This window comes from Limnobacter sp. UBA7229 (assembly GCF_002473065.1).
Taxonomy (GTDB): Bacteria; Pseudomonadota; Gammaproteobacteria; order Burkholderiales; family Burkholderiaceae_B; genus Limnobacter; species Limnobacter profundi.
This window is the reverse complement of sequence record NZ_DKTN01000024.1, coordinates 18511-44745: the sequence shown is the minus strand read 5'-3', so window position 1 is coordinate 44745 and position 26235 is coordinate 18511. Positions and strand designations below refer to the sequence as shown.

The window sequence follows — 26235 nt, the reverse complement described above, 5'->3', positions numbered from 1 at the left end:
ATTCTAGCGTGGTAACAGGTACAGGCAAGCAGTTTTTTCTCATATGCATATAACAAGATCGAGGTTGGACGTGGCTCACTCCAAACGTGCACTGCAAGCAGTACTCCTTTCCCTGTCCACTTTGGTGCTTGGCGCTTGTCTGTCGTCAGGCGGGGACGACCCCACAAATACCGCTGGCGGTGGTTCGGTCATTAACCCGGCGGAATCCACTGGCCGGGTATTTTTGATTCAGCCAGGCCCCAATGCCACGGAAGAAATGGTCAAGGCCATGGTGCAACTCAAGCCCAAAGACATTCTGAGGTTTGATTGCGGCTTTTTTGATTTGAAAACCGGCATTCAGATTACAACCACTGAGGATGTGATTATTGAAGGCTGCGGCATGGATGAAACCTTCCTGTCGTTTCGTGAAAGCACTTCGCAAGAAGGCTTCCTTGCCTCGAATGTGCGCGGCATTACCGTGCGCAACCTGACGATTGGTGACTCGCCCGGCGATGCGTTCAAAATGAAAGGCGTGAACCACGGTACGTTGAAGAAAGTGCGTGCCATTTGGAGTAGCGGCCGCAAGCTGCCTGAAGAACGCCCCATTACTGCGGCCAACTTCCGCGATGAAATCAAAGTGGCCTGTACCGACCCAGCACGCCACAACCCAGCCAACCCCAACCCCTTGGAAACTGACAACACCTCTCCCGACTACACGGTGAGCACGGCTTCAGGGCGTTATGGCATTTACCCAGTTGAAAGCCGCAATATTCTGGTCGAGGAAACTGAAAGTATTGGCGCATCCGATGCCGGTATTTATGTGGGCCAAACCAATATTGCGAAAATTCGCAAAAGCCGCGCTGCATTCAATGTGTTCGGATTCGAGATTGAGAACGTTCAGGACGGCGAATATTCCGAAAACCTGGCTGAGTGCAATTCCGGTGGTTTCCTGGTGTACGACCTGGACAACCTTACCCAATATGGCTCGCGCTCAAGGGTGTACAACAACATTTCACGCAACAACAACACTTACAACTTTGCGGTGCCAGGTTCGATTGTGGCCAACGTGCCGCGCGGTTCAGGCCTGATTACCCTGGCTTACGACAAGATCGATATTTACGACAACGTATTCGAGAACAACGGCACCGCCGGCATTATTTTGACCAGTTACGATCTGCTGGGTGAGAACGGTGACCGCCGCATGGATGTGTATTCCGAAGCAGTGAATATTTTCGACAACACCTTCAAGAACAACGGCAATGATTTGCCGCAGCCCGATTTCGCCAGCATTATTGCCACGCAAGGCGGGCAGATCAGCAGTGCCTTTCCGCTGGTGGTGGGTTTGAAAAATGCGCTGGGCGGTGGTGGTTACCGTGGTGCCCACATTGTGTGGGACGGTTACACCGACTCGTTGAACAGCAGCTGCGACCTGCCCAAAGATCGCAATGGCAACAATGTGGCTGTGGATGCCGATGGCAAGCCAATTCAGGGCAACCAAAACCCCAACCCAAGCTGCCGTTACAACAAGTACAAGTTCGAGACCAATGGGCAGCGCAAAGTGCCAGCCTGGTGGTTCAGTTGTATCAACCCCAACAACAATTTTGGGTCAGACAGCCTAGCCTTTTCGAATTTCCATGGCACCCGTGGCCTGGACGCAGTGATCAACCTGAACACCAGCGACCCCACTGCCAATTTGTCGCTTGAATACATTCAGTCGATTGCCACCGGTATTCCGCTGTTGCCCAGCGAATTCGATGTAAGCAAACACGATTGCATGGCCCGTTTTGGCGCCGATCTGCCACGCTTGCCCGATTTTGAATTCGAGCCTTTTGTGCCCAGTGGCCAGTTTGCGCCCGAACCCACGGCCGAAGCAGTTAAGGCCTTGTGTGAAGTGCCCCTGAAAGCCGGTGTGGTGAATGAAGCCGCAGCCCAGGTGAACTGCCCCGACCTGGCGCAGTACAACCTGTTTGCAAATGACCAGGACCCTGCCAGCAGACCCAACGGGCAGGGCATGCCGTATGTCCTGAACAGCAAACTGTTCAGTGATTATTCAATCAAGCACAGGGTGATGTTCATTCCGGAGGGCAAGCAGGCCCGATTCCTGGAGGATGAGGAAAGCCGCGTGAATTCCACCATTGAATTTCCGGTGGGCACCATCATTGCAAAAACCTTCTCGTTCGTGGATCAACCACGTGCAAAAGAAACGCCGTATGAAACACGTTTGCTGATCAAACGCCAACGCACCGATGGCCAGAACTACTGGGAAGCGCTGGAGTACATTTGGCAAGATGCGGGCAATGGCAAACGAAAGGCTGTGCTGACCCAGTTTGGGGGCAGCGCCGCGGCAAGCTGGGATTATGTGGACGTCGACTCTGGCAGGCGACAAACCGGTAGCACCAATGCCTACATGTTCCCCAATGCAAGCCAGTGTGCCATTTGCCACAGCAACAACGATGTAGACCCGGGCTCGGCACCCATTGGTCCGAAACCACGCAATTTGAACCGCGCCTATGTGAACGAGTCGCCCATGTTCACAGGGCAGGCCCAGCACCCGGTTAATGGCAAAAACCAGTTGAAGTTCATGTGTGAAACCGGCTTGATGAATGGCTGCCCCAGCAGTTTTAATCTGGATCAGCGGCAGGTGGCCACCAATGTGAACCACATTCCAAAGTTCAATAACCCTGGTGATTCGGGCATGCCCGCCAATTCAAAAGGCGATATTGAAGCCCGTGCCCGAGCCTATCTTGAGGTGAACTGCGCGCACTGCCACAACGTGAACGGGCAGGCCTCGAATACCGGCTTTTATGTGGATGTATTCCGGGCCGTGGACAGCACCTATGGCATTTGCAAAAAGCCAACTGCCAGCGGTTCGGAAGGGCGGGGTACACGCACTTACGATATTCACCCAGCCATGTCGAGCGACTCCATTGTGCCGTACCGCATGGGTCCAGAGGCTGTTGAGCTGGCCGCGAAAATGCCGCCTTTGGCGCGCAGTGTGGTGCACACCGAGGGTGTGGCCTTGATCAACCAGTGGATTGATCAGGTGATTGATTCAAGCTACGAGAACGCCGATGCCTGCCAAGAGGGCAACACCTCGGGCGGTGGTTTGCCCTTGATTGGAGGCCTTCCCCTGTTACCATAGCGGGATGGAATTACTCAAAGACCCCACCGCTTTGTTCTTGTTCAAACTGGCCATCACCTTCGGGTTGATGGCCAGCGGTTTTTTCGTGAACCGGGCGCTGTCCTGGTCGCTTCGCAAACTTCACCCCTATCACCCTGAAAAGGCACGTTCGCAACTGGTTTTTCTGAAAAACCTGGTGCGCATGGCTGTATTTTTCCTCTTGATTTCGGTGTGGGCTTCGCAAATTACCGGTGCGTTTCTCAGCGTGGTGGCCATTGCTGGCGCCTTGATTATTACTGGCAAGGAAGTGGTGCTCAGCCTGTTGGGTTATGTGAATATTTCACTGTCCAAGCCATTTCGAATTGGCGACTACATTGAAATAGGCACACAAAATGGCCGGGTAATCGACATTGATTTGCTCAGCACCAAGCTGTTTGAAATTGGTATGTCTGGCAAATACACCGGGCGACGGCTTGCGGTGCCCAATGCGATGGTGCTCACCCAAACCATCAAACATTTGTCCATGCTGGGCAAATTCAGCTTGTACACCATTGAAATCATTTTGCCTTTCAAGGCCGACACTGCCAGGGCCGAGCAAGTTGCCTTGCAGGTGGCCAACACGGTTTCAGCCAGTTGGGTGGAAGAGGCCGACCAGTATTTCGACCGCATAGAGGTTTCGGAATTTGTTGATTTGCCCAGCGCAAAACCCGAGGTGTTTTGGCAGGCCTACAATGAACTTGCACACAAAATGATTATTCGCCTGGCTTGCCCGCTTGAAAAGCGTGGCGATGCGGAGCAGGCAATTTACAAGGGCTTTTGGCGGGAGTTTGGTCCTGTTTAGGTGCTTGTTTTGATTCGGGAACCTCTTGCCGTGGTGGTTGGTCTATTGGGCAAGACAATGAAATACAACGAAGGGACATTCATGACAAAGTTCGCAGTTCAACCCCGATGCCTTCGGCTTGCCATGCTCGCCATCGCAGCACTGCTCGGCACCTCTGCCTTTGCGCATGGCAATGACGGGCATTCGCACGACCAGGCCAAGACCGATAGCAGACACAACGATGCCGCGCACGTGCACGGCCAGGGCGAACTTGAAATTGTGCAGGATGGCAACGGCCTGTTTATCAGCTTGTATTCACCGCTTGAAAATGTGTTGGGTTTTGAGCGCGCACCCAAAACAGATGCAGAACGCGTGAAGGCGCGTCGCGTGGTTTCGTTGCTGAAAGCCAATGGCCTGTTTGCCTTTTCACCTGAGGCGCAGTGCAAACGCACCGGCCACAAGTTGTACTCGGAAATTCTGAATCCACACTCCCATGGCCCTGCCGATGATCATCAGCATCACGATGACGCCAATGGGCATTCCGATTTTCGCGCATCCTATGAATTCGAATGTGAGCAACCCGCCAAACTGAAGGTGATCGATGTGCGCGTGTTTCGACAGTTTTCCGGTTTCGAAAAAATTGAAGTGCAGGCCTTGTTTCCAAAAGGCCAGATTGGTGCAAGCCTTACTCCCAAGCAGAGTACATTGGTGGTGCAATGACCTTGGCAGTACTTCGCTGCAACAACCTTGTATTCAAATACGCCAGCAGCGGGTTTGAACTAAGAATCCCCGAGTTTTCCATGCAAGCCGGGGACACAGTTTTTCTGGAAGGCGACAGTGGCAGTGGCAAAAGCACGCTGCTGAATTTAATTGCAGGGGTGTTGTTGCCACAAAGCGGCCATGTCAGCTTGATGGGCCAAAATTTGAGCACCCTGTCGGCCAGCCAATGCGATTCACTTCGGGTAGATCACATTGGTTTTCTGTTTCAGCAGTTCAACTTATTGAGTTATTTGAGTGTGTTGGACAACGTCACTTTGCCGTGCAAATTCTCAAAGCGACGCAAACAAAATGCCTTGATGCAAGCGGGCACTGTGCAGCAATCGGCTGAACGTTTGCTGAACGCGCTAGGAATGGGCAAATACCTGAATCAATCCGTGTCCACCCTGTCAGTTGGGCAACAGCAGCGGGTGGCAGCTGCCAGGGCCTTGATTGGTCAGCCCGATTTGATTATTGCCGACGAACCCACTTCCGCACTGGATGCCGGCCACCAAGCCCAGTTTGTTCAATTGTTGCTTGCACAGGCCGCTGAACAAAACACTGCTGTGTTGTTGGTCAGTCACGATCCGGGTTTGGCGCAGCACTGCGCAAAACGGCAGCACATGGGGCAGTGGCAAGCATGATCCAAACGCTTTTTCTGTTGGCCAGCCGAAGTGCATGGAGCCGCAAGGGCAGCCTTTTGTTGCTGTTGCTCAGTGTGATCACGTCCGCTTGTTTGTTGTTGGGTATCGATTTGGCCCGCCAAAGCGCCAAGGCCAGTTTTTCAAATGCAGTGGCAGGCACAGATTTGATTGTCGGGGCGCAAACAAGCCCGGTTTCGCTTTTGTTGTACAGCGTGTTTCGAATTGGCCAAGCCACGCGCAATGTGCCTTACGCCGAGTTCGAACGTCTGGAGCAAGACCCCCGTGTGAAGTCGGCTTTGCCGATTGCACTGGGTGATTCTTACCAAGGCTTTGCGGTGGTAGGCACCAAGGCCATTTATTTCGATCAGTTTTTGTACGGTGCAAGGCAAAACCTGCAATTTGCACAGGGCCGGGCCTTTGAAAACTACAGCGTAGGCAAGCCTGCTGGTGTTTTGTTTGAAGCCGTGCTGGGCGCAGAAGTGGCCAAGCGCTTAAAGCACAAGGTGGGCGACAAAATTGCATTAAGCCATGGCATGCAAATTCAGCAGACTGAGCCCAGCCATGCGGACAAACCTTTTACTGTGGTGGGTGTGTTGCAACCCACGGGCACCCCGGTGGATCAAAGCGTGCACATTAGCCTGGCGGGTATGGAAGCCATTCACGTGGATTGGGCGGCAGGCGTGCCAGTGCCCGGTGCCGAAATTCCGGCTGAATACGTGACCAAGTTTAATTTGCAGCCCAAGTCGGTTACCGCTGTGTTGCTTGGCTTGAACAACCGGGCAGGTGTTTTTCGCATGCAGCGTGAGCTTGAAAGCAGGCCCAATGCGGCGCTCAGCGCTATTTTGCCTGGCGTGGCCTTAAGTACCTTGTGGCAAACCGTGGGTGTGGTTGAACGGGTGTTGTTGTTTGTGGCTGCATTGGTGGCGGTGGTGAGTGCTTTGGGCCTGACCAGTGTAATGTTGGTAACCTTGGGGCAACGCAGGCGAGAAATGGCTGTGTTGCGTTCAACGGGTGCCGGGCCCCGCACGGTGTTTGGTTTGTTGTTTCTTGAAAGTGCCCTGGTGATGTGGGTTGGGGTTGCGTTGGGCGTATCGGTACTTGCGCTTGGCGGTGCCGCACTTGCCCCATGGGTTCAGGCACAATTTGGTTTACAACTGGTGGGGCTGAAGGAACTTGGCGCGGGTTTGCTTGCAGTGCTTTCCTTTGCTGCATTTGGCAGTCTGTTGGGCCTGGTGCCCGCATTTCAGGCTTATCGAAACCAGTTGCAAGACGGGTTAAGCCCCAAAACAAATTGATTCGAAATCAAGTTATTCGCAGGTGTGTTTTTCATGAAAATTGGCAAAGTAATTGTGATGGTTGTGGCGGTGGTGGTGCTAACCGCACTGGGCTACGGCCTTGCTTCCTGGTTTCTGGGCAAACCCGACCAAAACGCGGAAGGCGCTACCCAACTGGAGCAAACGCTGGCCCAACTTTCAAGCGATACAGCTGCGACCGATGGGGAGTATGCTGTTGGCGACCGGCTCTCTGGCAATGCCGACAAAGACAGCAAGAAGGCCACTGTATTTGACCCTGCGTTTCCCGAATTGCAGTGGGACAATTTGATGCCCGCCGATTGGGACCCAATGGCAGCATTTCGGGGCTTGAACATCGCTGAACTGCAGGACAACGATCCGAAAGCCCAAGAGGCCCTCGAGAAAATGCGAAAGGCCTGGAACGATGCCCCGGTAAACACCGCCTACACTGGCAAAAAAGTGCGCATTCCTGGTTTTGCAATCCCGATTGAGCAAAGCGAGAAGGGTGTGGACGAGCTGTTGCTGGTGCCGTATTTCGGCGCCTGCATTCACACGCCGCCGCCGCCCGCCAACCAGATCATTCATGTCAAACTGAGTGAACCCCAGCCTGCAGTGGGCGCCATGCAAGCCTATTGGGTGTGGGGCGAGCTGACCGCAAGCAAGTTCAGCAGTGAATTGGGCGACGCAGCCTATTTACTAAGCGCCACCGGCATACAGCCCTACGAAGACTGAATTTGCCGCTGAATTAGTAAAAACCCCTCTATTTTTATCGTTGACAGCGCGGCATCATGCCCATACCTTTACATCACTCGATGTTACAGTCGATAAAACAAACAAACGTTTGATTTAAACCGGAGGTTTTGATTCATGGGCAATGTAAGCACTGGCACGGAGTTCGCCGGAATGCACCATCTTGAGCTTGCATTTCTAGACGATGTGGCGCCCAAGTACTTGAGCCTTGCTCGCCCGCCACATGGCCTGAAAATTCGCCAATGGAAAAACCGCAGCGCGGTGCCCCTGATCAATAAACTGCATGCAGGACTTTCCGGCCTTAAGCGCCAGCAGGCCACTGTGCTTGATCATGAACTGGTGTGGCTGGAGGGGGGTAACCCAGAAGGTTCACCCGTGGTACTGCTGCACGGCTTTGCCTCCAACAAGGAAAACTGGTTGTCGCTGGTGCCTTTCCTCTTGAAACAGCACCGTTTGTTTGTGCTGGATTTGCCGGGCTGGGGTGAAAGCCAGTTCAATGCCAATGTACCTTATGGGTTGGACGATCAGGTGGCCCGTGTTGCTGCCTGGATTGAGAACCATGTGCCGGGCAAAGCCCACGTGGTAGGTAACTCTGTGGGTGGATTGGTGTCGGCTTTGCTGGCAGGCCGGCATGCGAATCTGGTTCAAACACTTTGTTTGATGAACCCGGCGGGCGGCAAGGGTAGCGACCACACCCGCTTTGAAGCGGGCTTGAAAGAGGGTCGCAACCCGATGATTGTTGAGAGCCTGGCCGGCGCGCATACGCTGATGAGCCTGGCCATACACAATCGGGCCATTGCCCTTGCTTTGGCCCCTGTCATGGCGCAAGACCTGATCAACCGCCGACATGTGAACCGGCACCTTTTTCATCAAATGTTTGTGAATGCGCCCAACCCCAATGGCCCAGGCATGTCGGCCACACAGGCACCTACCCTGATCATGTGGGGCAAAGAGGACCGACTTGTACATTACACCGGCGCTTACACCTACCAAGCCATTATTCCCCATGCGGATGTGTTACTTTTTGACGGCGTGGGCCACTTGCCCATGGTTGAAATTCCGATCCGCACGGCCAAGGCCCTGCAGGAGTTTTGGATGGCCTGATCTTGAGAGGGGATTTGAAGCATGAACATTCGTAAAGCTTGCATCATGCTGGGTTTGCTCGGTTTGTTGACAGCATGCGGTAACAACCTGGATGGTGTTTACAAAGACGACCTGGGTTTGCAAAAGTATGAGTTTCAAGGCAACGGCACGGTGTATGTGTCCACCATGGGTGTAACCCGCGAAGCTGCCTATGAAGTTGAAGACAAAAAAGTGAAAATCACCAGCGATGGTGAAACCACCATTTATGACCTCAACGAAGACGGCACCATCAAAGGGCCACTTGGCATGACTTTAAGGCCCGCCGAAGCCCAATAAAATTTTCTTCAAATTGCCTCAAAACCCGCTCCTGCAGCGGGTTTTTTACATTTATTTACACAGTTCACCTTTTGTTGCATTCCCCCAAGTGCATTAACCCAATATTGGCCCCCTTTTCCATTTCTTTTCTCCCTATTGCTCACATGGGTATCAGCGCAAACTTCCCTCAAGCGTGAAATATTCAAGTTCACTGCGTTTAACAAAGTGGTCCATCGGAGGACTTTATGCGCAGCACCCCAATCGAATTTCTGCAAGTTCTCCACCACTGGGTAGCCAATGCTTACCTCACCGTTCGTGGCGCTTTTTGCAATGGCTGGTATGAAGCGTTGGAGCATTCCCCAGCCCCCATTGAGCCCGCAGTATGCCCAGTCAAACAACTGATAGGAATTTCTGTTCATGAAAAAAAACAATAAAAACGCATCACAAACCCAGGCCCTGTTGCCTGTGGTTTTAATTGCAGCATCGGTCGGAATTCTGGTGTTGGGTGCGTTCTTTCAGAGCAGTGTGTGGCCGCTGGTCTTCGGCAGTGCAGCATTGCTGCTGTGTGCATTGGCCATCCATGAAATGGGCAAGAAGCGGCAGCTTGTTTTGCAGGCGGAAATAGAGGCCTTGTCCTCTACCGTGAATGAGTTGAGTAAAACAGATACAGAAAGGGTTGAACTGATTCAGTTGGCTGATACTTGGGTGCCCACCCTGAACAGCCAGTTGAGCACTGCCAATTCTCAGATGGAAATGGGCATTGTGAACCTGGCAGAGGCCTTCTCTGAAATTCACAGCAAATTGAATGACACCGTCAGCGTGGCCGCTGGTGCTGCGCATGTGTTGGGTAACACATCCAGCGGCAATGGTTTGGCTGACCATGTGGCGCAAAGCCTTAATGGCATGTTGAGCAGCATTCGAAATTCATTCGATGAGAAGGCCACCATCATGCAAGAGGTAAAAGGTTTTATTTCCTCGACAGAAGAGTTGGCCAAGATGGCGGCTTCGGTAGAAAACCTTGCCGCGCGCACCAACCTGCTGGCGCTGAATGCAGCCATTGAGGCAGCCCGTGCAGGCGAAGACGGTCGGGGTTTTTCGATTGTGGCCGACGAGGTGCGCAAGCTCTCGATGTTGTCGGCCGAAACAGGTGTGAAGATTCGCGAGCGGGTGCAATTGATTGCATCGGCAGCGAAAAAAGCGGGTGATGGTGCCGCACGCATGGAAAGCAGTGATGAAAAGGTGCTTAGCCAAGCCAGCGAAACCTTGAGTGGTGTGGTTGAGCAATTCGAGCAAGTCACCGTACCCCTGCACCAAGCCAGCGAGCAGATCATCGCCAACACCAATCAGGTTTCCTCCAGTTTGAACAATGCGGTGGTGCATTTTCAGTTTCAAGACCGTGTGTCTCAGATTCTGGGGCATGTGCAAGACAGCCTGAGCCAAATGAAGGGCCAGTTGAACACGGGCCTTGAGACCTTGAACGTGGCTGCACTGATGCATGAACTGGAGCGCAAATACACCATGGCTGAAGAGCGCGTGAACCACAGCGGCAAAGGCAGCACCAACGCTGCCACCAAGCCTGGTGCCAGCAGCGACGAACTGACTTTTTTCTAAACACCCAAGAACGAGAACCTGTATGAGCAAAACCGTATTGATTGTGGACGACTCCACCTCCCTGCGCCAAGTGGTATCGATGACCCTGAAAAGTCAGGGCTTTGATGTGGTGGAAGGTTGTGATGGGAAGGACGCATTGACCAAGCTGGATGGCCGAAAAATCAGCCTGATTGTGAGTGACCTGAACATGCCCAACATGGATGGACTCACCTTCGTACGCGAAGTAAAAAAAATGGCGGCCTACAAGTTTGTACCCATCATCATGCTGACCACAGAATCGGACGACAAATTAAAAAGTGAAGGGCAGGCGGCAGGCCTGAAAGCTTGGATGGTCAAGCCTTTCAAGCCAGAACAAATGATTGCAGCAGTGAACAAATTGGTGGCTTGAGGCCACGGGGAGGATGCACATGCACAGCGAACTGATTATGCAAGAAGACCTTGAGAACGAGATGGAAAACAGCATCGCAACCTGCAAGCACACGCAAGTGGCGTTGGACACCTTGACCATTGCAGATTGTGCTGGCCTGGTTGAGGTTATTCGCCAGTCCTTGAATCAGGGAATTTCAGTAGTGCTTGATTTGAGCAATTGCCAGGAAGTGGACACGGCAGGCATGCAAATGTTGGTGACCATTCAAAACGACCCCGCAGTGAACTTGCGCGTGCACTGGACCAAACCGTCCGAGGTCGTGGCTATGAAAGCCGCACGACTGGGCGTGCAGTCCTGGATCAACGCTGGTTTTTTGGAGAACTAAGGCATGGCCTTTGAATTGGACCTGGATGCTTCGCGCGGCATATTTTTCACGGAAGCACGGCAGCTGTTGGCTGAAGTGGAAAGCTATGTGCTGCAGCTGGAGCAAAACCCCAACGACACCGAAGTACTGAACGCCGCTTTTCGCGCGGCGCACACCATCAAAGGCAGTGCAGGGGTGTTTGGTTTGTTGGTGATTACACATTTTGTACACGACCTTGAAACCGTGCTGGACCGCGTGCGCAATTCCGAAATCGGGTTTGATGCGAACATGAGCACCCTGGTACTGGAATGCCGCGACCACATTTCAGAATTGGTCGACTGTATTGAAGCTGGTGGCGATGCTGAACAGGTCAGCCCCGACATGGCTACTGCACAGGCGGGCTTGACTGCCCGTTTAAAAGCCTACTTGTTGCACGAAGAACATCCTTCGGGCAGTAAGCCAGTGAAAATTGTTGAGACTGATAGCAGTCAACAAACCTGGCATGTATCGGTTCGGCTGGGGCGCAGCACCTTGTGCGACGGCTTCGACCCGGCCCCTATTTTTTCATACATGGAAACCTATGGTGAGTTGCAAGCCGTGGTGCCCGTGCTGGACGCACTGCCCAGCTTCGCAGATCTGGATGCTGAATCGTGTTACCTGGGTTTTGAGTTGCGCTTTGTCACCGACAAAGGCCAGCCTGGTATTGAAGATGCATTTGAGTTTCTGACTGAAGAAAGCAAGGTCCGAATTCTGGCCCACAACTGCACACCTGAGCAGTGGGACGCGCTGGCCAATGCGCTGCCCGAAGGCGCAGGGCGTGCTGCTGAACTGTTGCAGGAAGCAGGCTTTCCGAGGCCACAAGAAGAGCTATTGCCTGAAGTGATCGAGGCCACCGGCAATGCGGTTGCGACAGCTTCAGGAAAGTCCAGGTCAACAGGCAAAGCCACACCCTCCAGTTCATTCATTCGTGTGCCTTCCGACAAGCTGGATGCACTGATCAACCTGGTGGGAGAGCTGGTGATTGCCAATGCGGGCACAGTGGAGCAAGCCAAGCACTTGAACCACACCGCCATGCTGGAATCGACCAGTGCAGTGGCTGGTTTGATTGAAGAAATTCGCGACGGTGCACTGGGCTTGCGCATGGTGCAAATTGGCGAGACCTTTCAGCGTTTTCAACGCGTGGTGCGTGACACTGCGATGGGATTGGGCAAGCAAATTCAGCTTGAAATTTCAGGTGAAGACACCGAGCTGGACAAGTCAGTGGTTGAAAAAATTGGTGACCCCTTGATGCACCTGGTGCGCAATGCACTGGACCACGGTCTTGAAACGCCAGAAGAACGTGTAGCTGCCGGCAAGCCTGCAACGGGCAGGCTTCAACTGAATGCTTACCACGACAGTGGGCACATTGTGATTGAAGTGAATGACGATGGTCGTGGACTGGCGCGTGAAAAAATCCTGAAGAAAGCGATTGAGAAAGGCATCGTGTCGCCTGAACAGGTACTTAGCGATGCTGAAGTCAACATGCTGATTTTCGCCCCTGGTTTTTCTACAGCAGACAAAGTTACCGACATTTCAGGGCGCGGCGTTGGCATGGATGTGGTGAAACGAAACATTGAAGCGTTGCGTGGCTCTGTGCAGGTACGTTCACGCACCGGGCAGGGCTGCACATTCGAAATTCGTTTGCCGCTGACGCTGGCCATTATTGATGGCTTCATGATTGGTGTGGGCGGTTCGGTGTATGTCATTCCGCTGTCCTATGTGCGGGAGTGCCTTGAGCTGCCGGTTGATGCCTTGGGCACCGACGATCGCATGGACATTCACTACGACCTTCGTGGGGAGTTTTTGCCCGCAGTGCGTTTGCGCAAGGTGTTTCATCCGAACGCCAAGCGGCCCAAGCGCGAGAACATCATTGTGGTCAGCTTTGGCGGCATGAAGGCCGGCATTGTGGCCGATCAACTTCACGGCGAATCACAAACAGTGATTAAACCGCTGGGCAATTTGTTTGAACAGAACCGGGCAATCAGCGGGGCCACCATCATGGGCAACGGCGATGTGGCCTTGATTATTGATGTACCAAAATTGATTACAGAAGTGAGCAGTATTTCAGCAAGCCTTGAGCAGGCCAACGCGTAATTTTACAAAGGAAGACGAACATGGGTGCATTTGATTTTTTAAAGAGCGGTCAGTTGGCGACAGTTGCTGATAGCCTTGAAGTGGAAATTTCCGGCTTGAAAACAAGCCTTGAGAAGCCTTTGCAGGCTTTGCCAACCAAAGACCTGAGCGGTGATGTGTTGTCGGTGGTGACCAAGATCAACGAGATGATTGCCAGCGTGAATGAGCGCGCCCGCAAAGTGGAAGAAACGGCGGTACGCAGTGTTCACCAGTTGTGGAAAAAAGAAACCTTGAAAGGTGCGGCAGATGAGTTGCCCGCAGCCATTCGCGATGCCATGAAAAAGCTTGAAGCGGAAACCATGTTCGCTCAGCGCCAGGTACAGGCACTGGAAAGCGTGGCCACCAATGTGATGATTGCCGACGCTGACTACAACATTGTGTATGTGAACAACTCACTGTCGAAAATGTTGGTGGAAGCTGAAACCGACATCAAGAAAGACTTGCCACAATTTGATGCCCGCAAAATTCTGGGCGCCAACATTGACAGCTTCCACAAAGTACCTAGCCACCAGCGCGGTATGTTGGCGCGCCTGCGCGACTCCTACAGCACCAACCTCACAATTGGCGAGCGTCATTTCAACTTGTTGGTAACCCCAGTATTTGATGCTTCAGGTACGCGCGTGGGCACCGTGGTGGAATGGAAAGACCGCACTGGTGAGGTGGCCATGGCCAGGCGCGAAGAAGAACGTGCCGAGAAAGAACGCAAAACAGCACTGGAAAACCTGGCGATTCGCATTGCGCTTGACTCAGTGACCACCAACGTGATGATTGCAGACAATCAGAACCACATTACTTATTTGAACAACTCGTTGAACACCATGATGACGCGCAATGAGGACATGATTCGCAAGAGCCTGCCCAACTTCAACGTGCGCAAGTTGATTGGTGCCAACATCGACGTATTCCACAAAAACCCGGCGCACCAGCGCAGCATGTTGTCAGCTTTAAACTCACCATTGAGAACCGGCATCAAGGTGGGTGAACTTAGCTTCCGCTTGATCGCATCTCCCGTGATCAACGAAGAAGGCGAGCGTTTGGGTACGGTGGTGGAGTGGAGCGACCGCACAGGTGAAGTGGCCATCGAGAATGAAATTTCCGGTATTGTTGGCCGCGCCTCCGATGGTGATTTCAGCGATCGAATTCGTGAAGACGACAAGGAAGGTTTCCTGAAAACCCTGGCCCAAAACGTGAACGGCCTGTTGACCACTACATCCGTGGGCCTGGAAGATGTGGGCCGTGTGCTGAAGTTGCTGGCCAGTGGCAACATGACCCAGAAAATTACAGCCGATTACAAAGGCTTGTTTGGCGAAGTGAAGGACGATGTGAATACCACCATCGATCGTTTGAGCGATGTGATTCAGGAAGTGCGTGGCAATGCCGATTCACTGACCAACGCAGCACGCGAGATTTCAAAAACCTCGCAAAGCCTGTCACAAGGTGCCAGCAGCCAGGCTGCCGGTGTTGAGGAAGTGTCAGCCAGCATTGAAGAAATGGCGGGCTCGATCAAACAAAACAGCGAGAACAGCCGCGTAACAGATCAAATTGCGACCAAGGCGGCTGAAGAAGCCAAAGAGGGTGGCCGTGCTGTGACGGAGACCGTGAACGCCATGAAAGCAATTGCTGACAAAATTGGTATCGTCGATGACATCGCTTATCAAACCAACTTGCTGGCCCTGAACGCAGCGATCGAAGCGGCTCGCGCTGGTGAGCACGGCAAAGGTTTTGCAGTGGTTGCTGCGGAAGTGCGCAAGCTGGCTGAACGCAGCCAGGTGGCCGCGCAGGAAATTGGCGATCTGGCCACCAGCAGTGTGAAGCAGGCTGAACGCGCAGGTAGCCTGTTGCAGGAAATGGTGCCAGCGATTAACCGCACATCCGACCTGGTGCAGGAAATTACTGCCGCGTCGAACGAGCAAACCAACGGCGTGGCGCAAATTAATCAGGCCATGATGAGCTTGAACCAGCAAACCCAGCAAAATGCGGCAGCTTCCGAAGAGTTGGCTGCAACTGCGGAGGAAATGAGTGGTCAGGCCAGCATGTTGAACACCGCCATGAGTTTCTTTGACACTGGCACAGGCCGATCAACTGCCCGCAACTCAAGCCATGCTGAGCGCAAACAAGCGCCCGGCAAGGCGAGCAGCCAGGGTGGTGCAAACGGTTTCGACAGTTTCGACGACTTTTAATAGGGGTACTCACCATGAGCAATGTCAATGAGCAATTGGCCAAGGCCATGGAGAGTGACAGCGCCAGCCACCAGTACCTGACTTTTCAGGTGCATGGACAAAAGCTGGCGGTGGAAATTCTCCGGATCAAAGAGATCATCGAATTTGGACGAATTACCGTGGTGCCCATGATGCAGCAATGCATCAGCGGCGTGATCAACCTGCGCGGCTCTGTGGTGCCCGTGGTGGATTTGAGTGCCCGGTTTGGGCAAGGCAAAACCACCATCAACCGCCGCACCTGCATTGTGATTCTTGAATCGCAAATGGCCGACGAAACACAAGTGGTCGGTTTCATGGTGGACGCAGTGAATGCCGTGGTTGATATTGGGGCCGAGTTTATTGCGCCGCCGCCGCAGTTTGGTGCGGGCGTAAAAACTGACTTCTTGCGCGGTATTGGCAAGGTAGACGACGAGTTTGTGCTGGTGTTGAATGTTGAGCGCCTGCTGGACTTCGACATTCCCACCGACCTGGAAGAAGCTGCCGCCGCCGCAGTGGCCTGAGCAACTTCTTGGAACTGGAAGGTATTGATGCGTCACTGAGATCATGAGCTGACACACCCACTGGGGGGATGTTCCCCCGGTGGGGCCCCATGAGATATCTCAACCGCATGCTAAAACTAAAATACGTCCTCGATATTTCAGACAGTGCCTCTCGTGCCCGGCAGAGAATGGCTTTTGCCGGGCTTTCTTTTCTCATGGTGTTCTTTTTTGCCCCTGGTGGTGCCATCGTTGGCAACGGCGCGCGCATGGCATTCATGATTGCCTTGGGTATTTATTTTCACCTGGCCTTGGTGCAATCCTGGCTGATTTCCAACCGTGAGCGACATTGGGAAAAAATTGAGCTGCCCAGTTATTGCCTGGATCTGCCCATGATCGGTTGGGGCCTGGTTGTCGCTGCAGAATTCCTGGCACCCGTGTCCCCTTTGATCGCAGTGGTGGCTCTGGTTCGGGGTATTCGGTATGGCCCCTGCATGTTGGCTTGCCACATTGGCTTGGGTATTGCGATTGTGTTGGGCCTGGCTTGGTTGGTGCCGTACTGGCAGGCCCACCTTGAGTTGGTGTATGCCAATCTGTTTTTGTTGCTGGTGCTGCCCATTCAGTTTTATGGTGTCAGTGTAAAAATTCAGGCCAGCTCGAAATCGCTGCGACAGGAAAACCTGACTGACCCTTTAACCCGCAGTTTGAATCGCAAGGCACTTGAGGCTGCCGTGTGGCGCATGCTCAATGCCAAAGAACCCTTTGTGTTGTCTTTTCTGGATCTCGACAATTTCAAGATGGTCAACGACACTCTCGGCCATGCCACGGGTGACAAGCTGCTCAAGCGCGTCAGCACCAAGCTGTCGGTTCGGTTGCGAGCGGAGGACAAGGTGTATCGCCTCTCCGGTGATGAATTCGTGGTGTTGAGTTTGGGCAACAGTCGCTCGGATATGGCCGAGAATCTTGGGCAGCGCATTCGGGCAGCCATTTCAGAGGCCATTCAATACACCTGCCCCGATTTACCTGTGTCGGCAAGCGTGGGAGTGCTACAGGTTTCTACATTTGAGGAGCGTAGCCTTGAAACACTTTTGGCACATGCTGACCAGTTGATGTACCAAGCCAAAAAATCCGGGAAAAACCAGGTATTGGTTCAAACGCTGTAAATCGGGCTAATCAGCCTTTTGTGGGGCAATAGGTACTGCTCGATCTTTGCGGGCTGGCAGGGGTTTGAAGTTCTGGGGCTTGGTGCACATAGGTGCATTCGGCGATTTCACCGTAGTTGGAATCGCGCGTGGCCAAGGCTTTGCTGATTTGTATTGAAACAAAGACCACCATGAATGCTGCAATGGCAAACCACAACACTTTTCTGTTGCGTCTAAAAAATGCACCTAAATCAAACATGAAAGCCAGTCAAACCCAGAAAGTGTGAATTGTTGTAAATTGGAAACAATTATTAAAAATATTAAACAATAAGTCAATTCTTATTTGACAGCTTTGTTCGGTTTATTTTGCCGGCTTGTCAATCTCGCCCACGTCAAGAATTGGCGATGCATCCATGGTTTCTGCACCCAATAAGGTGGTTACCCGGCCCAGCACTGAGGCAATCAAATGTTGCTCCCAGCTTTGTAGTTGCTCAAAGCGATCTGCGAAGCGGGTTTGCAGGCTGGACGGCGCATCGTTTACCTCGTGTTTGCCCTTGTCGGTCAACACCACTTCAAGCCTGCGCTTGTCAACTGTGCTGCGAATTTTCTCGATCAAACCCCGGCTTTCCAGTTTTTGAAGAATCACTGTAGATGTCACGGGGGAAAGGCTGAGCGACTTGGCCAGCTCGCCCGGGGAAATGCCGGGATTGTCGGCCACCGATTGCAAAGTCAACAATTCAGAGGTGGCCATGTCAGCTTTTTTGGCCAATTCTCGGGCACTGGATTCTGTGGCACGAATAATGCGGCGAAGCGAAATAAGTGATTCTTGTAAGGTGCTGTCCATGCTCGCTAACCCGGTGATTTAATTCATTTTGATGAATTGTAGTGATTAACCGGCCTGGTGAGTTGGAATTTCCTACGCTTAGAGCATTCCCACCAAATTTAACAATTTCAGCGATGTCAGAGGGGTATTCAAGATGGTTTGCATTTATTTATAAAGTAAACTATTATTAGGTTGTTCTTTCATAAAAACTCTTCATTGCATTGGTTTTCAATGATGAGCTTTTACGAAAGGATGAGAAGTAGTTTATTTATTAATAACAAATGGGCCTGCCAATAACAGGGCCATCTCATCCAAATGTCCAAACATGATGTCGTTTTGCGACATCCCGTGCTCGAAGATGGCACTGCCGTATTCGACCTTGTGGATGCTTGCAAGCCACTCGATCTGAACTCCCATTATTTGTACCTGCTGCAATGCAGTCACTTTGCGCCTACTTGCGTAGTCGCAACCCTGAGCAGCGAGGTGGTTGCCTGGGTTTCCGGTTACATTCCGCCCAAACAAGCCGACACGTTTTTTGTGTGGCAAGTCGCAGTTGGGGAAAAGGCTCGGGGGCTGGGCTTGGGCAAGAGACTCCTCAACTGGGTGGTGGCCCAGCAAAGCGGCATTGCAAAAATTCACACATCCATTACGCCCGACAACGCGGCGTCTTGGGGGCTTTTCAAATCACTGGCCCGCGACTGGGGCAGTCATTTGTCTTCACGAGACTGGTTCGAAGAACAGTCTCACTTTGGCGGTCGACACAACACCGAAGTATTGGTGGAAATCACTTTGCCAACATCGCCACTGGCGACATTCCTACAAACTCAAGGAGTACAACAATGAGTGACTCAAGCAAGTCAATCGACTTTCAAACCCTGAGCAAAATTCGCACATTCCAGAAAAACGAGTCGGAAGCGCGCAGCTATTGCCGCAGCTTTCCAACCCTGTTTGTGCGCGCCAAGGGCAGCACCATGACCGACATGCATGGTCAGGATTATCTCGATTTCCTGTCTGGGGCAGGCTCGTTAAACTACGGGCACAACGATCCAGAGATGAAATCGGCATTGCTTGACTACATTGCAGACGATGGCATTGGCCACAGCCTGGACATGCACAGCGCCGCCAAGGCCAAGTTTATTGATGCGTTCAACCGCCATATTTTGAAGCCGCGTGGCATGCAATATCGCATTCAGTTTACGGGCCCCACTGGTACCAACTCGGTTGAAGCGGCCATCAAACTGGCTCGCAAAATTACCGGGCGCAAGCAAATTATTGCGTTCACCAACGGCTTTCATGGCGTAACGCAAGGTGCGTTGGCATGTACCGCGAACAGCCATCACCGCAGCCCATCGGCTTCTACACTGTGTGGCGTTGACCGTTACCCTTATGACGGTTACATGGGCGAAGATGTGGACACCACCGAGTACCTTGAAAAAATGCTGACCGACAAGTCGAGTGGTCAAGATGCGCCTGCCGCCGTGATTGTGGAAGGCGTGCAAGGTGAGGGTGGTTTAAACCCGGCTTCCATGAAGTGGCTGAAGAACCTGGCCAAGGTGACCCGCAAGGCTGGTGCCATGTTGATTCTTGACGAAATTCAGGCCGGTGTTGGCCGTGCAGGTTCGTTCTTCAGCTTTGAGGAAGCCGGCATTGAGCCTGACCTGATTTGCCTGTCCAAATCACTGTCTGGTATGGGCCTGCCCATGGCGGTCACCCTGATTCGTCCCGACCTCGATTTCTGGAAGCCAGGTGAGCACAACGGCACCTTCCGAGGCAACAACCATGCATTCATTACTGCCGCAGCCGCCCTTGAAAAGTATTGGGCCAACCCGGCATTTGAGCGCGGTATTGCACAACGTGCCGAGGTGGTGAACCAAAGCCTGAACCGCATTTTGAAAGCCAACGACAATGTCACCGTGCAGGTGAAAGGCCGCGGCATGATGCAGGGCATTGAAATGCAAAGTGGTGCCCTGGCCGACGAAGTCGTGGCGGAGTGTTTCAAGCACCACATGATTATTGAGACCTGCGGCAACGATGGCCAGGTGGTGAAGGTGTTTGCAGCCCTGAACATTGAAATGGAAGACCTGAAAAAAGGTTTGACCATTCTTGAGAAGGCTGTGGCCGCAATCAGCGCCAAGGCCGAGAAGGAAGCCAACAGCAAAAAGGTGAAAGCATGATTGTTAGAAAACTCAGCGAAGTGCAAGGCACAGAAAAGCACATTCATTCCAAGGGTTGGGACAGTGTTCGCATGCTGTTGCGCGACGACAAGATGGGCTTTTCCTTTCACATCACCACCATTCACGCCAAGGCCGAATTGCACATGCACTACAAGAACCACTTGGAGAGTGTGTACTGCGTGAGTGGCAAAGGCGAAATTGAAAGCAAGATTGATGGCAAGGTGTACCCGATTGAGGCGGGCACCATGTATGCCTTGAACCTGCACGACCCGCATATTCTGCGTGCCTTCGACGAGCCCATGATCATGGCCTGCGTGTTCAACCCCCCAGTGACTGGTGCGGAAGTACACGATGAAACCGGCGCATACCCTGCGTTGGCCGAATAAAACCACAGGAGGCAAAACACAATGATTGTTTCAGCCGTAAGAGACCCATACCCCACACGTGACAAATCGGAGGGCGCCTTGATTCGACGCGCCGAACCCGTGGTGTACAGCGAGTGGACAGAAGACTCACCCCTGACCAAGGAACAGATGGCCCAGTTCGAGCGCGATGGCTATTTGGTGTTGACCGATGTGTTTTCTGCTCATGAACTCAACGAGTTGCGTGCCGCCGCGGAGAGGGCTAGTAAAAACTGTGCGCAAACCCATGCTGGCCAATTAATCAAGGAGGCCGATGGAGAGCAGTTGCGCACCCTGTTTGGCGTGCACGGTATGGAAGGTTTGCTGAAAGAAACCGCGAGCAACCCGCGCATGCTGGAAGTGGTTCAGTTTTTGTTAAACGACTCGGTTTACATTCATCAGTCGCGTCTGAACTTCAAAAGCCCGCATTATGGCAGTGGCTTTGAGTGGCACAGCGATTTTGAAACCTGGCACGCCGAGGATGGCATGCCTGGCATGCGCGCCATTAGCGCAACCGTGCTGCTGACTGACGAAATTTCTGCCGATGGCTCCTTGAAGTTCATGCCACGCAGTCACAAAACTTTTGTGGCCTGCCCAGGCGAAACACCCGACTCCACCGGTTACCGTGAGGCATTCAAGAAGCAGGCTGTGGGCAAGCCGCCAGCGCTGTTTCTGGACTTGCTGGAAGAAAGCGGCGGCGTGCAGGAGGTGGTTGCACCAGCAGGCTCAGTGTTGTTGTTTGATTGCAATGTGATGCACGGCGCAGGCAAGAACACCAGCGACCACCTGCGTGCCAACCTGTTCTACGTGTACAACGCAGTCAGCAATGCGCTGAATTCCCCGTATGCGGCAGATACGCCTCGACCAGAATTTCTGGCGGCGCGAACCATTGAGCCATTGAGCTTGCAGGTGCCCGCTTAATTTGGGCGCAAGCTTCTTCATCTGCCTGGCCCTGGTTCTGCTGATCGGACTTAGTTCTGCTCGGCAGGCCAAGGCAAGTGCAGCTGACTACTTTGTGGCCAGCCGCAGCGTGCCGCCGTGGTTGGTCGGTCTGTCGGCGGTGGCCACCAACAATTCAGGCTATATGTTCATCGGCCTGATTGGTTACACCTACACCGCAGGAATCCAGTCTGTTTGGCTGATGCTGGGTTGGATTGTGGGCGACCTGATTGCCTCAAAAACTGCGCATGAACGCATGCGGGATGAGGCGGATCGCATTCACGCCAATGGCATCATCAGTTTGTTGGCACGATGGGGCGGAACCAACAACCGCAGCTGGCAAGTGCTGGCTGCGTTGTTCAGCATTGTTTTTCTGGCAACCTATGCTGCAGCGCAAATTGCAGCGGGTGGCAAGGCGCTGGAAGGCATGCTCGACATTCCCATGGCAATCGGTATGAGCATGGTTGCAGTGGTTGTAATCGCCTACAGCATTGCGGGTGGGATGCGTGCCTCTATTTGGACGGATGCGGCGCAATCGCTGTTGATGATTGTTTCGATTGTCGTGCTGTTGGTGGCCGCGGTTGCCCATTTAGGCGGTACGCAGGCTGTGTTTCAGCAGGCAGGTGCCATCGATGGCTTTATGAACCTGACACCCACCGGGCTTGATATTCCCGGTTATGCCGGGGCAATGGCATTTGTGGTGGGCTGGATGTTTGCCGGTGCAGCGGCGCTTGGGCAGCCGCACATTGTCAGCCGGTATTTGGCCTTGCAAAATACCCGGCAAATGAACCAGGTGCGCTGGTGGTATTACAGCTACTACCTGCTGTTTTACTGCTTGGCAACCGCGGTGGGTTTGCTTAGCCGCTTGTATTTTGGCGAGAGCACAGGTTTTGATCCTGAGATGGCTCTGCCCAATATGGCGCGCGACTTGTTGCCCCCCTGGTTGGCCGGGCTGATGCTGGCGGGTATTTTTGCGGCCACCATGTCTACGGCCGATTCGCTGGTGCTGTCGTGTTCGTCTGCAATCACTCAAGACTTGCCCCGAAAACCTTCGGAGAATCGCTGGTTTTTGAAAACCGCCACCGCGATGACCACTGTTTTTGCCCTCGGTATTGGCCTGTGGAGCGAGCAAAGTGTATTTTCTTTGGTGGTGTGGGCTTGGGGTACATTGGGCGCGGTGTTTGTACCTATTCTGATTTGGCAGGTACTCGGTGCAAAATTAAACTCGTTGGTGATGTTGTGCATGTCAAGTACCGGCGTGATGGCCACAGTGGCTTGGAAGTTTTATGGCTTTCCGAGTACCGTCTACGAGGGTGCGGTGGGCATGTTCAGCGCCTTTGTTTTGGGTGCAATTTTCACAATAAGTAGTATCCGCAGCAGGTTTCACCCCTAGCTACCCCGATTGGGGGGATAGGTGTATCACCCCAAGTTGTTAAATTGTGTGAATGCCTTGCAAGTTCTTGCCGGGTGTCACTATTCAATAAATAAATCAGCAACAAGCTGCATACATCGAATCAGGGGCGGTGCATTTCATGAATTGGTTGGTGGAGGACTTTGCATTCGCAGCAGCTGCAATCTCAGAGGCCCATCTTTCCGGATTGGCCTTTGGCTTTTTCGCCTCACTGCTGGCCATGACCGTGGGCGTGGAAGTTCGAATCAAAAACCCACCCCTGATTGCCAATAGCCACTACCTGATTCGACGAGGGGTACTTATTACCCTTTATGTGATTTCTATGTTCTTTGCTTCGGCGTTTGTGGGTTTAACCTTGCCTTCCGCCAAAGACGCCCTGTTCAGCATTTCGGGAACTGTACTCACCTTTGCGGTGTGTATTGCAGTGTTTCTGTATGTGGATTATCTGGTGCAGTCAGCCAAGGGTGCAGCCAAGCTGTTCATGTTGCTCTTTACCTCGCTGGGCATTTTGATTCAGTTTCTGATTCACATGGCATTTATTTTTATTCCGAACAACCATCAAGTGTTGCAGGTGCGCTGGTCGGGTTTGGTGGCCATGTATGTGGTGCTGTTTGTGTGCATGGGCTTGCTAAGCCGTTTTGCCCATGAAACCTCGGTGGGCAAATCCAAGCCATTGCGAAGCCGGATGATTTATATTTTCGGCATCGTAGGTTTGAACCAGATGATTGCGCTGAGCCTGATTGGCTTTGTGCATGTAGGTGCTGGCTCTGATCACAGTGCATGGTATGGGCTTTGGACAGGCTGGGCAGGCTTTGAGATATTCATCAGTTTTTTTGCCTTGCTGATGATTTCGGTGTTGATGTGTTACGTCTATGTTTTGCTCGACAAGTCGGTCCAGGTATTGCGCGCAGACAACCAGAAATTGCAGGTGATGAAGCAGGATGCGTTGGCCCAAGTGGCCAATGCCTCTGAGAAACTTGAGCTGGAACGAACCCGGATTGAGCAGTTGGAGAAATCAATCGAGACTGTTCAGCAAGACCATGAAATGTCGGTTGACAGTTTGGTGGCCGCGGTGGCGACGCTTGAAGATGGTGTTTTTGAGTGGGATATTGAACAGGAAACTGTGGTGTTCAGTTCAACCTGGCGGCGTTTGTTTGGTTTTGATGGGCTGGCACAAGCACCAATCTCGGCCACTGCCTGGCGAGCGGGTATTTTAAGCGAGGACATCAGAGGCCTGGATTCGGCTCTACAGGCCTGCCTCACCGCCAACTTGCCCAGTGCGGTGGTGCAGGTGCGTTATTCAACCACCTATGGTTCTTTGCTGAAGCTTGAAATTCACTTGGTAGCAGTAAAGAATGCCTATGGTTTGCCCAGCAAAGCCGTGGGCATTATTCATGATAGAACTGAGGAAATGGACCTGGAGCTTTCCATTCGGGAGGAGTTGAACGAGGAGTCTTTGCTGTCCTCCCGGAAATCCCAGTTTGTGTCGTATCTCTCGCATGAAATTCGAACACCAATGACGGTGATTGGGTCGGCCAAGGCCTTGTTGGAAAGTTCCTTGCAAAAGGAGCCAGTGAATATGGAATCGGCTTTGCATTACATCGATCAAATTGGCGGAGCGTTGCGTTCGTTGCGTGCTTTGGTGGATGAAACGCTGATGTTCATGGGCGCCAATTTCACTCGCAAACATTTGAATGTTGCGCAGCTGGATGTGCGAAAGGTGTTCTGCCAGTTTTCCTCGTTTGAGCAGCGCCGCAGACATGGTCAACACTGGCTTGAATATGAATTGCACCCCAGTCTGGATCAATTTGAGTTCTATTCCGACGAGTATGTGTTCACGCAAGCCATGCGGCAAATGCTGTCTTTTGCAGAAAGCAAAGAGTCGCATGCAGGCAAGTTGACCATTAAAATGCCTGCTGAAAATACCTTGAATTTGTGTATTGAGTTGCTGGAGTGGCCCGCCTGGATGGTCAAGGGGGGCCAGCTTGAGCCAGCGCATGACGAAGAAACTGTGGTGCCCTTCAAAGGGGAGTGTCTGCCATTCACCTTGCTGTTAACCAAGCGGGTGATTCGCCTGATCAATGGGCGCATCATGATCAAAAATCGGCGCAATCGACATTGGTTGTGTGTTGATTTGCCGTCGCTTAAGGAGGAAGCATGCCGCGCGTCATGATTGTAGAAGATGACTTGACGATACTCAGCAACCTCTCGCAGTTGCTGCAATTGACTGGGCTGGATGTGATGGAGGCCCATGATGGACAAGAGGCACTGCGCTTGCTGCTGGAGTGCCTTGTTCACGATGCCAGTTTGCCCAAAATGATTGTGAGCGATTTGATGATGCCCAACATGGATGGCTTTGATTTGTTGCGTGCCGTGCGTGGCGATGCACACTTTAAAAAGCTGCCCTTTGTGTTGTTGAGTGCTCGCAGCGATGCCAGTGATTTACAACAGGCGTTTGCCTTGGGCGCCAATGATTACTTGATTAAACCGTTTGAAGTGGAGCAGTTAATGGAAGTGATCCGTTACCATTTGTCGCATTCAGAAGGCCGCAAAGGTGATCCCTTGGCGGGCAAAGACTGTACGGCAGACACCGATTTTTTTCTGGAATGATCAGCCTGTATTCAGCACGGAAATACTCAAAAGACGGCCAATTGCGCCGTCAATTCCAGCGATGAAATAGGGCAGGCTGACCCACAGAATCCACAAGCCAACACCAATCGTGATCGAAAAGCCGATTGACATCACGTTCAGTTGCGGCGCTGCACGCGCCAGAATACCCAGCACAATATTGCTGATCAACACAGCCGCCATGACTGGCAATGAAATTTGCAAGGCAAGCATGAACATGATGCTGCCGGCCAAGGCAATGCTTTGGCTGTTGACCACAGAAAGATTTGCGCTGATCGGGATCAACTCAAAGCTTTGAACCACTGCGGCGATCACCAGCAGGTGACCGTCGATGACCAGAAAGGTCAACATGGCCAGTACACCCAAAAAACTGCCGATGAGTGGTGTTTGCATGCCGCGTGCAGGGTCGATGAACTGTGCAAAGGCCAAACCCATTTGCAGACCGAGCAAGTCGCCTGCCATTTCGAATGCGGCAAATACCAGTCGCATGGAAAAGCCCATGGCCACACCGACGAGTATTTGTTGAATCAGAACCGGAATGGCTTGCGCCGAACTGAGCACTGGGGGGGCTGGTAACAGGGGCATCATGAGAATGGCAATGAGTGCGGCAAGCCCCACACGTGTGCGGCGTTGCACGGTGCGGTTGTCGAACACAGGCGCCGTGGCAAGCATGGCCAGAATACGGATGAAGGGCCACAAGAACGAGGCGATCCAGATTTCAAGTTGTTCGCCGTTGATGGGGACCATG

General features: G+C 52.7%; 26 protein-coding genes. 22 read left to right on the top strand and 4 right to left on the bottom strand.

Translation table 11 applies throughout. The features are described 5' to 3' along the window. Positions 1-70: 70 nt before the first annotated feature. The 8 genes from B4C79_RS15720 (at position 71) to B4C79_RS15685 (ending at position 8781) form a co-directional block, all read left to right on the top strand. Positions 71-3121, top strand: a complete 3051-nt coding sequence (locus tag B4C79_RS15720) for a parallel beta-helix domain-containing protein (protein WP_291751861.1) — start codon at positions 71-73, stop codon at positions 3119-3121. 4 nt (positions 3122-3125) lie between these two features. Next, entirely contained in the window at positions 3126-3941 is an 816-nt protein-coding gene (locus tag B4C79_RS15715) for a mechanosensitive ion channel family protein (RefSeq protein ID WP_171098185.1), read from the top strand. An 81-nt stretch (positions 3942-4022) separates the two neighbouring features. After that, positions 4023-4640: a DUF2796 domain-containing protein gene (locus tag B4C79_RS15710; protein WP_291751863.1), complete on the top strand. Its 618-nt coding sequence runs from the start codon at positions 4023-4025 to the stop codon at positions 4638-4640. Next, positions 4637-5320, top strand: a complete 684-nt coding sequence (locus tag B4C79_RS15705; protein ID WP_171098190.1) for an ABC transporter ATP-binding protein — start codon at positions 4637-4639, stop codon at positions 5318-5320. The genes B4C79_RS15710 and B4C79_RS15705 overlap by 4 nt, the downstream gene beginning before the upstream one ends. Next, positions 5317-6615 carry an ABC transporter permease gene (locus B4C79_RS15700; protein WP_291751865.1) on the top strand — a complete coding sequence of 433 codons (1299 nt, stop codon included), beginning with the start codon at positions 5317-5319 and terminating at the stop codon, positions 6613-6615. The genes B4C79_RS15705 and B4C79_RS15700 overlap by 4 nt, the downstream gene beginning before the upstream one ends. Before the next feature lie 33 nt (positions 6616-6648). After that, positions 6649-7344: a DUF3299 domain-containing protein gene (locus tag B4C79_RS15695; protein WP_291742447.1), complete on the top strand. Its 696-nt coding sequence runs from the start codon at positions 6649-6651 to the stop codon at positions 7342-7344. Positions 7345-7479: 135 nt separating this feature from the next. Next, positions 7480-8466, top strand: coding sequence for an alpha/beta fold hydrolase (locus B4C79_RS15690; RefSeq protein ID WP_171098196.1), 987 nt, complete (start codon positions 7480-7482; stop codon positions 8464-8466). A 21-nt stretch (positions 8467-8487) separates the two neighbouring features. Further along, positions 8488-8781, top strand: coding sequence for a hypothetical protein (locus B4C79_RS15685; RefSeq protein ID WP_171098198.1), 294 nt, complete (start codon positions 8488-8490; stop codon positions 8779-8781). Between the two features lie 8 nt (positions 8782-8789). Here the strand turns inward: B4C79_RS15685 and B4C79_RS15680 are convergent, their stop codons facing one another. Then, on the bottom strand, positions 8790-9179 hold the full coding sequence (locus B4C79_RS15680) for a hypothetical protein (RefSeq protein WP_291742454.1): 390 nt from the start codon (positions 9177-9179) through the stop codon (positions 8790-8792). Between B4C79_RS15680 and B4C79_RS15675 the strand changes: the two genes are divergently transcribed. The 7 genes from B4C79_RS15675 to B4C79_RS15645 all read left to right on the top strand — a co-directional run bounded on the left by B4C79_RS15675 (position 9178) and on the right by B4C79_RS15645 (position 17132). After that, positions 9178-10371 (top strand): methyl-accepting chemotaxis protein, encoded by a 1194-nt coding sequence (locus B4C79_RS15675; RefSeq protein WP_291751868.1) that lies wholly within the window; start codon positions 9178-9180, stop codon positions 10369-10371. The two genes, B4C79_RS15680 and B4C79_RS15675, sit on opposite strands and share 2 nt — an antisense overlap. Before the next feature lie 22 nt (positions 10372-10393). Beyond that, on the top strand, positions 10394-10759 hold the full coding sequence (locus tag B4C79_RS15670) for a response regulator (RefSeq protein ID WP_105028561.1): 366 nt from the start codon (positions 10394-10396) through the stop codon (positions 10757-10759). Between the two features lie 19 nt (positions 10760-10778). Beyond that, positions 10779-11123, top strand: a complete 345-nt coding sequence (locus B4C79_RS15665) for an STAS domain-containing protein (RefSeq protein WP_291739306.1) — start codon at positions 10779-10781, stop codon at positions 11121-11123. A gap of 3 nt (positions 11124-11126) precedes the next feature. After that, on the top strand, positions 11127-13235 hold the full coding sequence (locus B4C79_RS15660) for a chemotaxis protein CheA (RefSeq protein ID WP_291739305.1): 2109 nt from the start codon (positions 11127-11129) through the stop codon (positions 13233-13235). Positions 13236-13255: 20 nt separating this feature from the next. Continuing rightward, complete coding sequence (locus tag B4C79_RS15655; RefSeq protein WP_291751870.1) at positions 13256-15454, top strand: methyl-accepting chemotaxis protein; 2199 nt, start codon at positions 13256-13258, stop codon at positions 15452-15454. A gap of 14 nt (positions 15455-15468) precedes the next feature. After that, positions 15469-15993 (top strand): chemotaxis protein CheW, encoded by a 525-nt coding sequence (locus tag B4C79_RS15650; RefSeq protein ID WP_105028564.1) that lies wholly within the window; start codon positions 15469-15471, stop codon positions 15991-15993. 89 nt (positions 15994-16082) lie between these two features. Continuing rightward, positions 16083-17132: a GGDEF domain-containing protein gene (locus B4C79_RS15645; protein ID WP_171098209.1), complete on the top strand. Its 1050-nt coding sequence runs from the start codon at positions 16083-16085 to the stop codon at positions 17130-17132. Positions 17133-17142: 10 nt separating this feature from the next. Here B4C79_RS15645 and B4C79_RS15640 read toward each other — a convergent pair whose 3' ends face one another. Then, complete coding sequence (locus B4C79_RS15640) at positions 17143-17370, bottom strand: hypothetical protein (protein ID WP_171098211.1); 228 nt, start codon at positions 17368-17370, stop codon at positions 17143-17145. Positions 17371-17472: 102 nt separating this feature from the next. Continuing rightward, entirely contained in the window at positions 17473-17955 is a 483-nt protein-coding gene (locus tag B4C79_RS15635; RefSeq protein ID WP_171098213.1) for a MarR family winged helix-turn-helix transcriptional regulator, read from the bottom strand. 294 nt (positions 17956-18249) lie between these two features. Here B4C79_RS15635 and ectA point away from each other — a divergent pair, with 294 nt between their 5' ends. From ectA to B4C79_RS15600, 7 genes are all read left to right on the top strand, one after another. Further along, positions 18250-18777, top strand: a complete 528-nt coding sequence (gene ectA, locus B4C79_RS15630) for a diaminobutyrate acetyltransferase (protein ID WP_291741277.1) — start codon at positions 18250-18252, stop codon at positions 18775-18777. Beyond that, a complete protein-coding gene (gene ectB / locus B4C79_RS15625; protein WP_205882504.1) occupies positions 18774-20108 on the top strand; it encodes a diaminobutyrate--2-oxoglutarate transaminase in 1335 nt (444 codons plus the stop codon). Before ectA ends, ectB begins: the two co-directional genes overlap by 4 nt. Continuing rightward, complete coding sequence (locus B4C79_RS15620) at positions 20105-20494, top strand: ectoine synthase (RefSeq protein ID WP_008252477.1); 390 nt, start codon at positions 20105-20107, stop codon at positions 20492-20494. The genes ectB and B4C79_RS15620 overlap by 4 nt, the downstream gene beginning before the upstream one ends. Before the next feature lie 21 nt (positions 20495-20515). Beyond that, positions 20516-21430: a phytanoyl-CoA dioxygenase family protein gene (locus tag B4C79_RS15615; RefSeq protein WP_291741272.1), complete on the top strand. Its 915-nt coding sequence runs from the start codon at positions 20516-20518 to the stop codon at positions 21428-21430. Position 21431: 1 nt separating this feature from the next. Further along, positions 21432-22841, top strand: a complete 1410-nt coding sequence (locus B4C79_RS15610) for a sodium/proline symporter (protein WP_291741270.1) — start codon at positions 21432-21434, stop codon at positions 22839-22841. 139 nt (positions 22842-22980) lie between these two features. Continuing rightward, a complete protein-coding gene (locus tag B4C79_RS15605; RefSeq protein WP_275272097.1) occupies positions 22981-25032 on the top strand; it encodes a histidine kinase dimerization/phospho-acceptor domain-containing protein in 2052 nt (683 codons plus the stop codon). Further along, on the top strand, positions 25017-25469 hold the full coding sequence (locus B4C79_RS15600) for a response regulator (RefSeq protein WP_275272096.1): 453 nt from the start codon (positions 25017-25019) through the stop codon (positions 25467-25469). Before B4C79_RS15605 ends, B4C79_RS15600 begins: the two co-directional genes overlap by 16 nt. Here the strand turns inward: B4C79_RS15600 and fliR are convergent, their stop codons facing one another. Continuing rightward, positions 25470-26234: a flagellar biosynthetic protein FliR gene (gene fliR, locus B4C79_RS15595; protein WP_291741265.1), complete on the bottom strand. Its 765-nt coding sequence runs from the start codon at positions 26232-26234 to the stop codon at positions 25470-25472. Position 26235 lies beyond the last annotated feature (1 nt).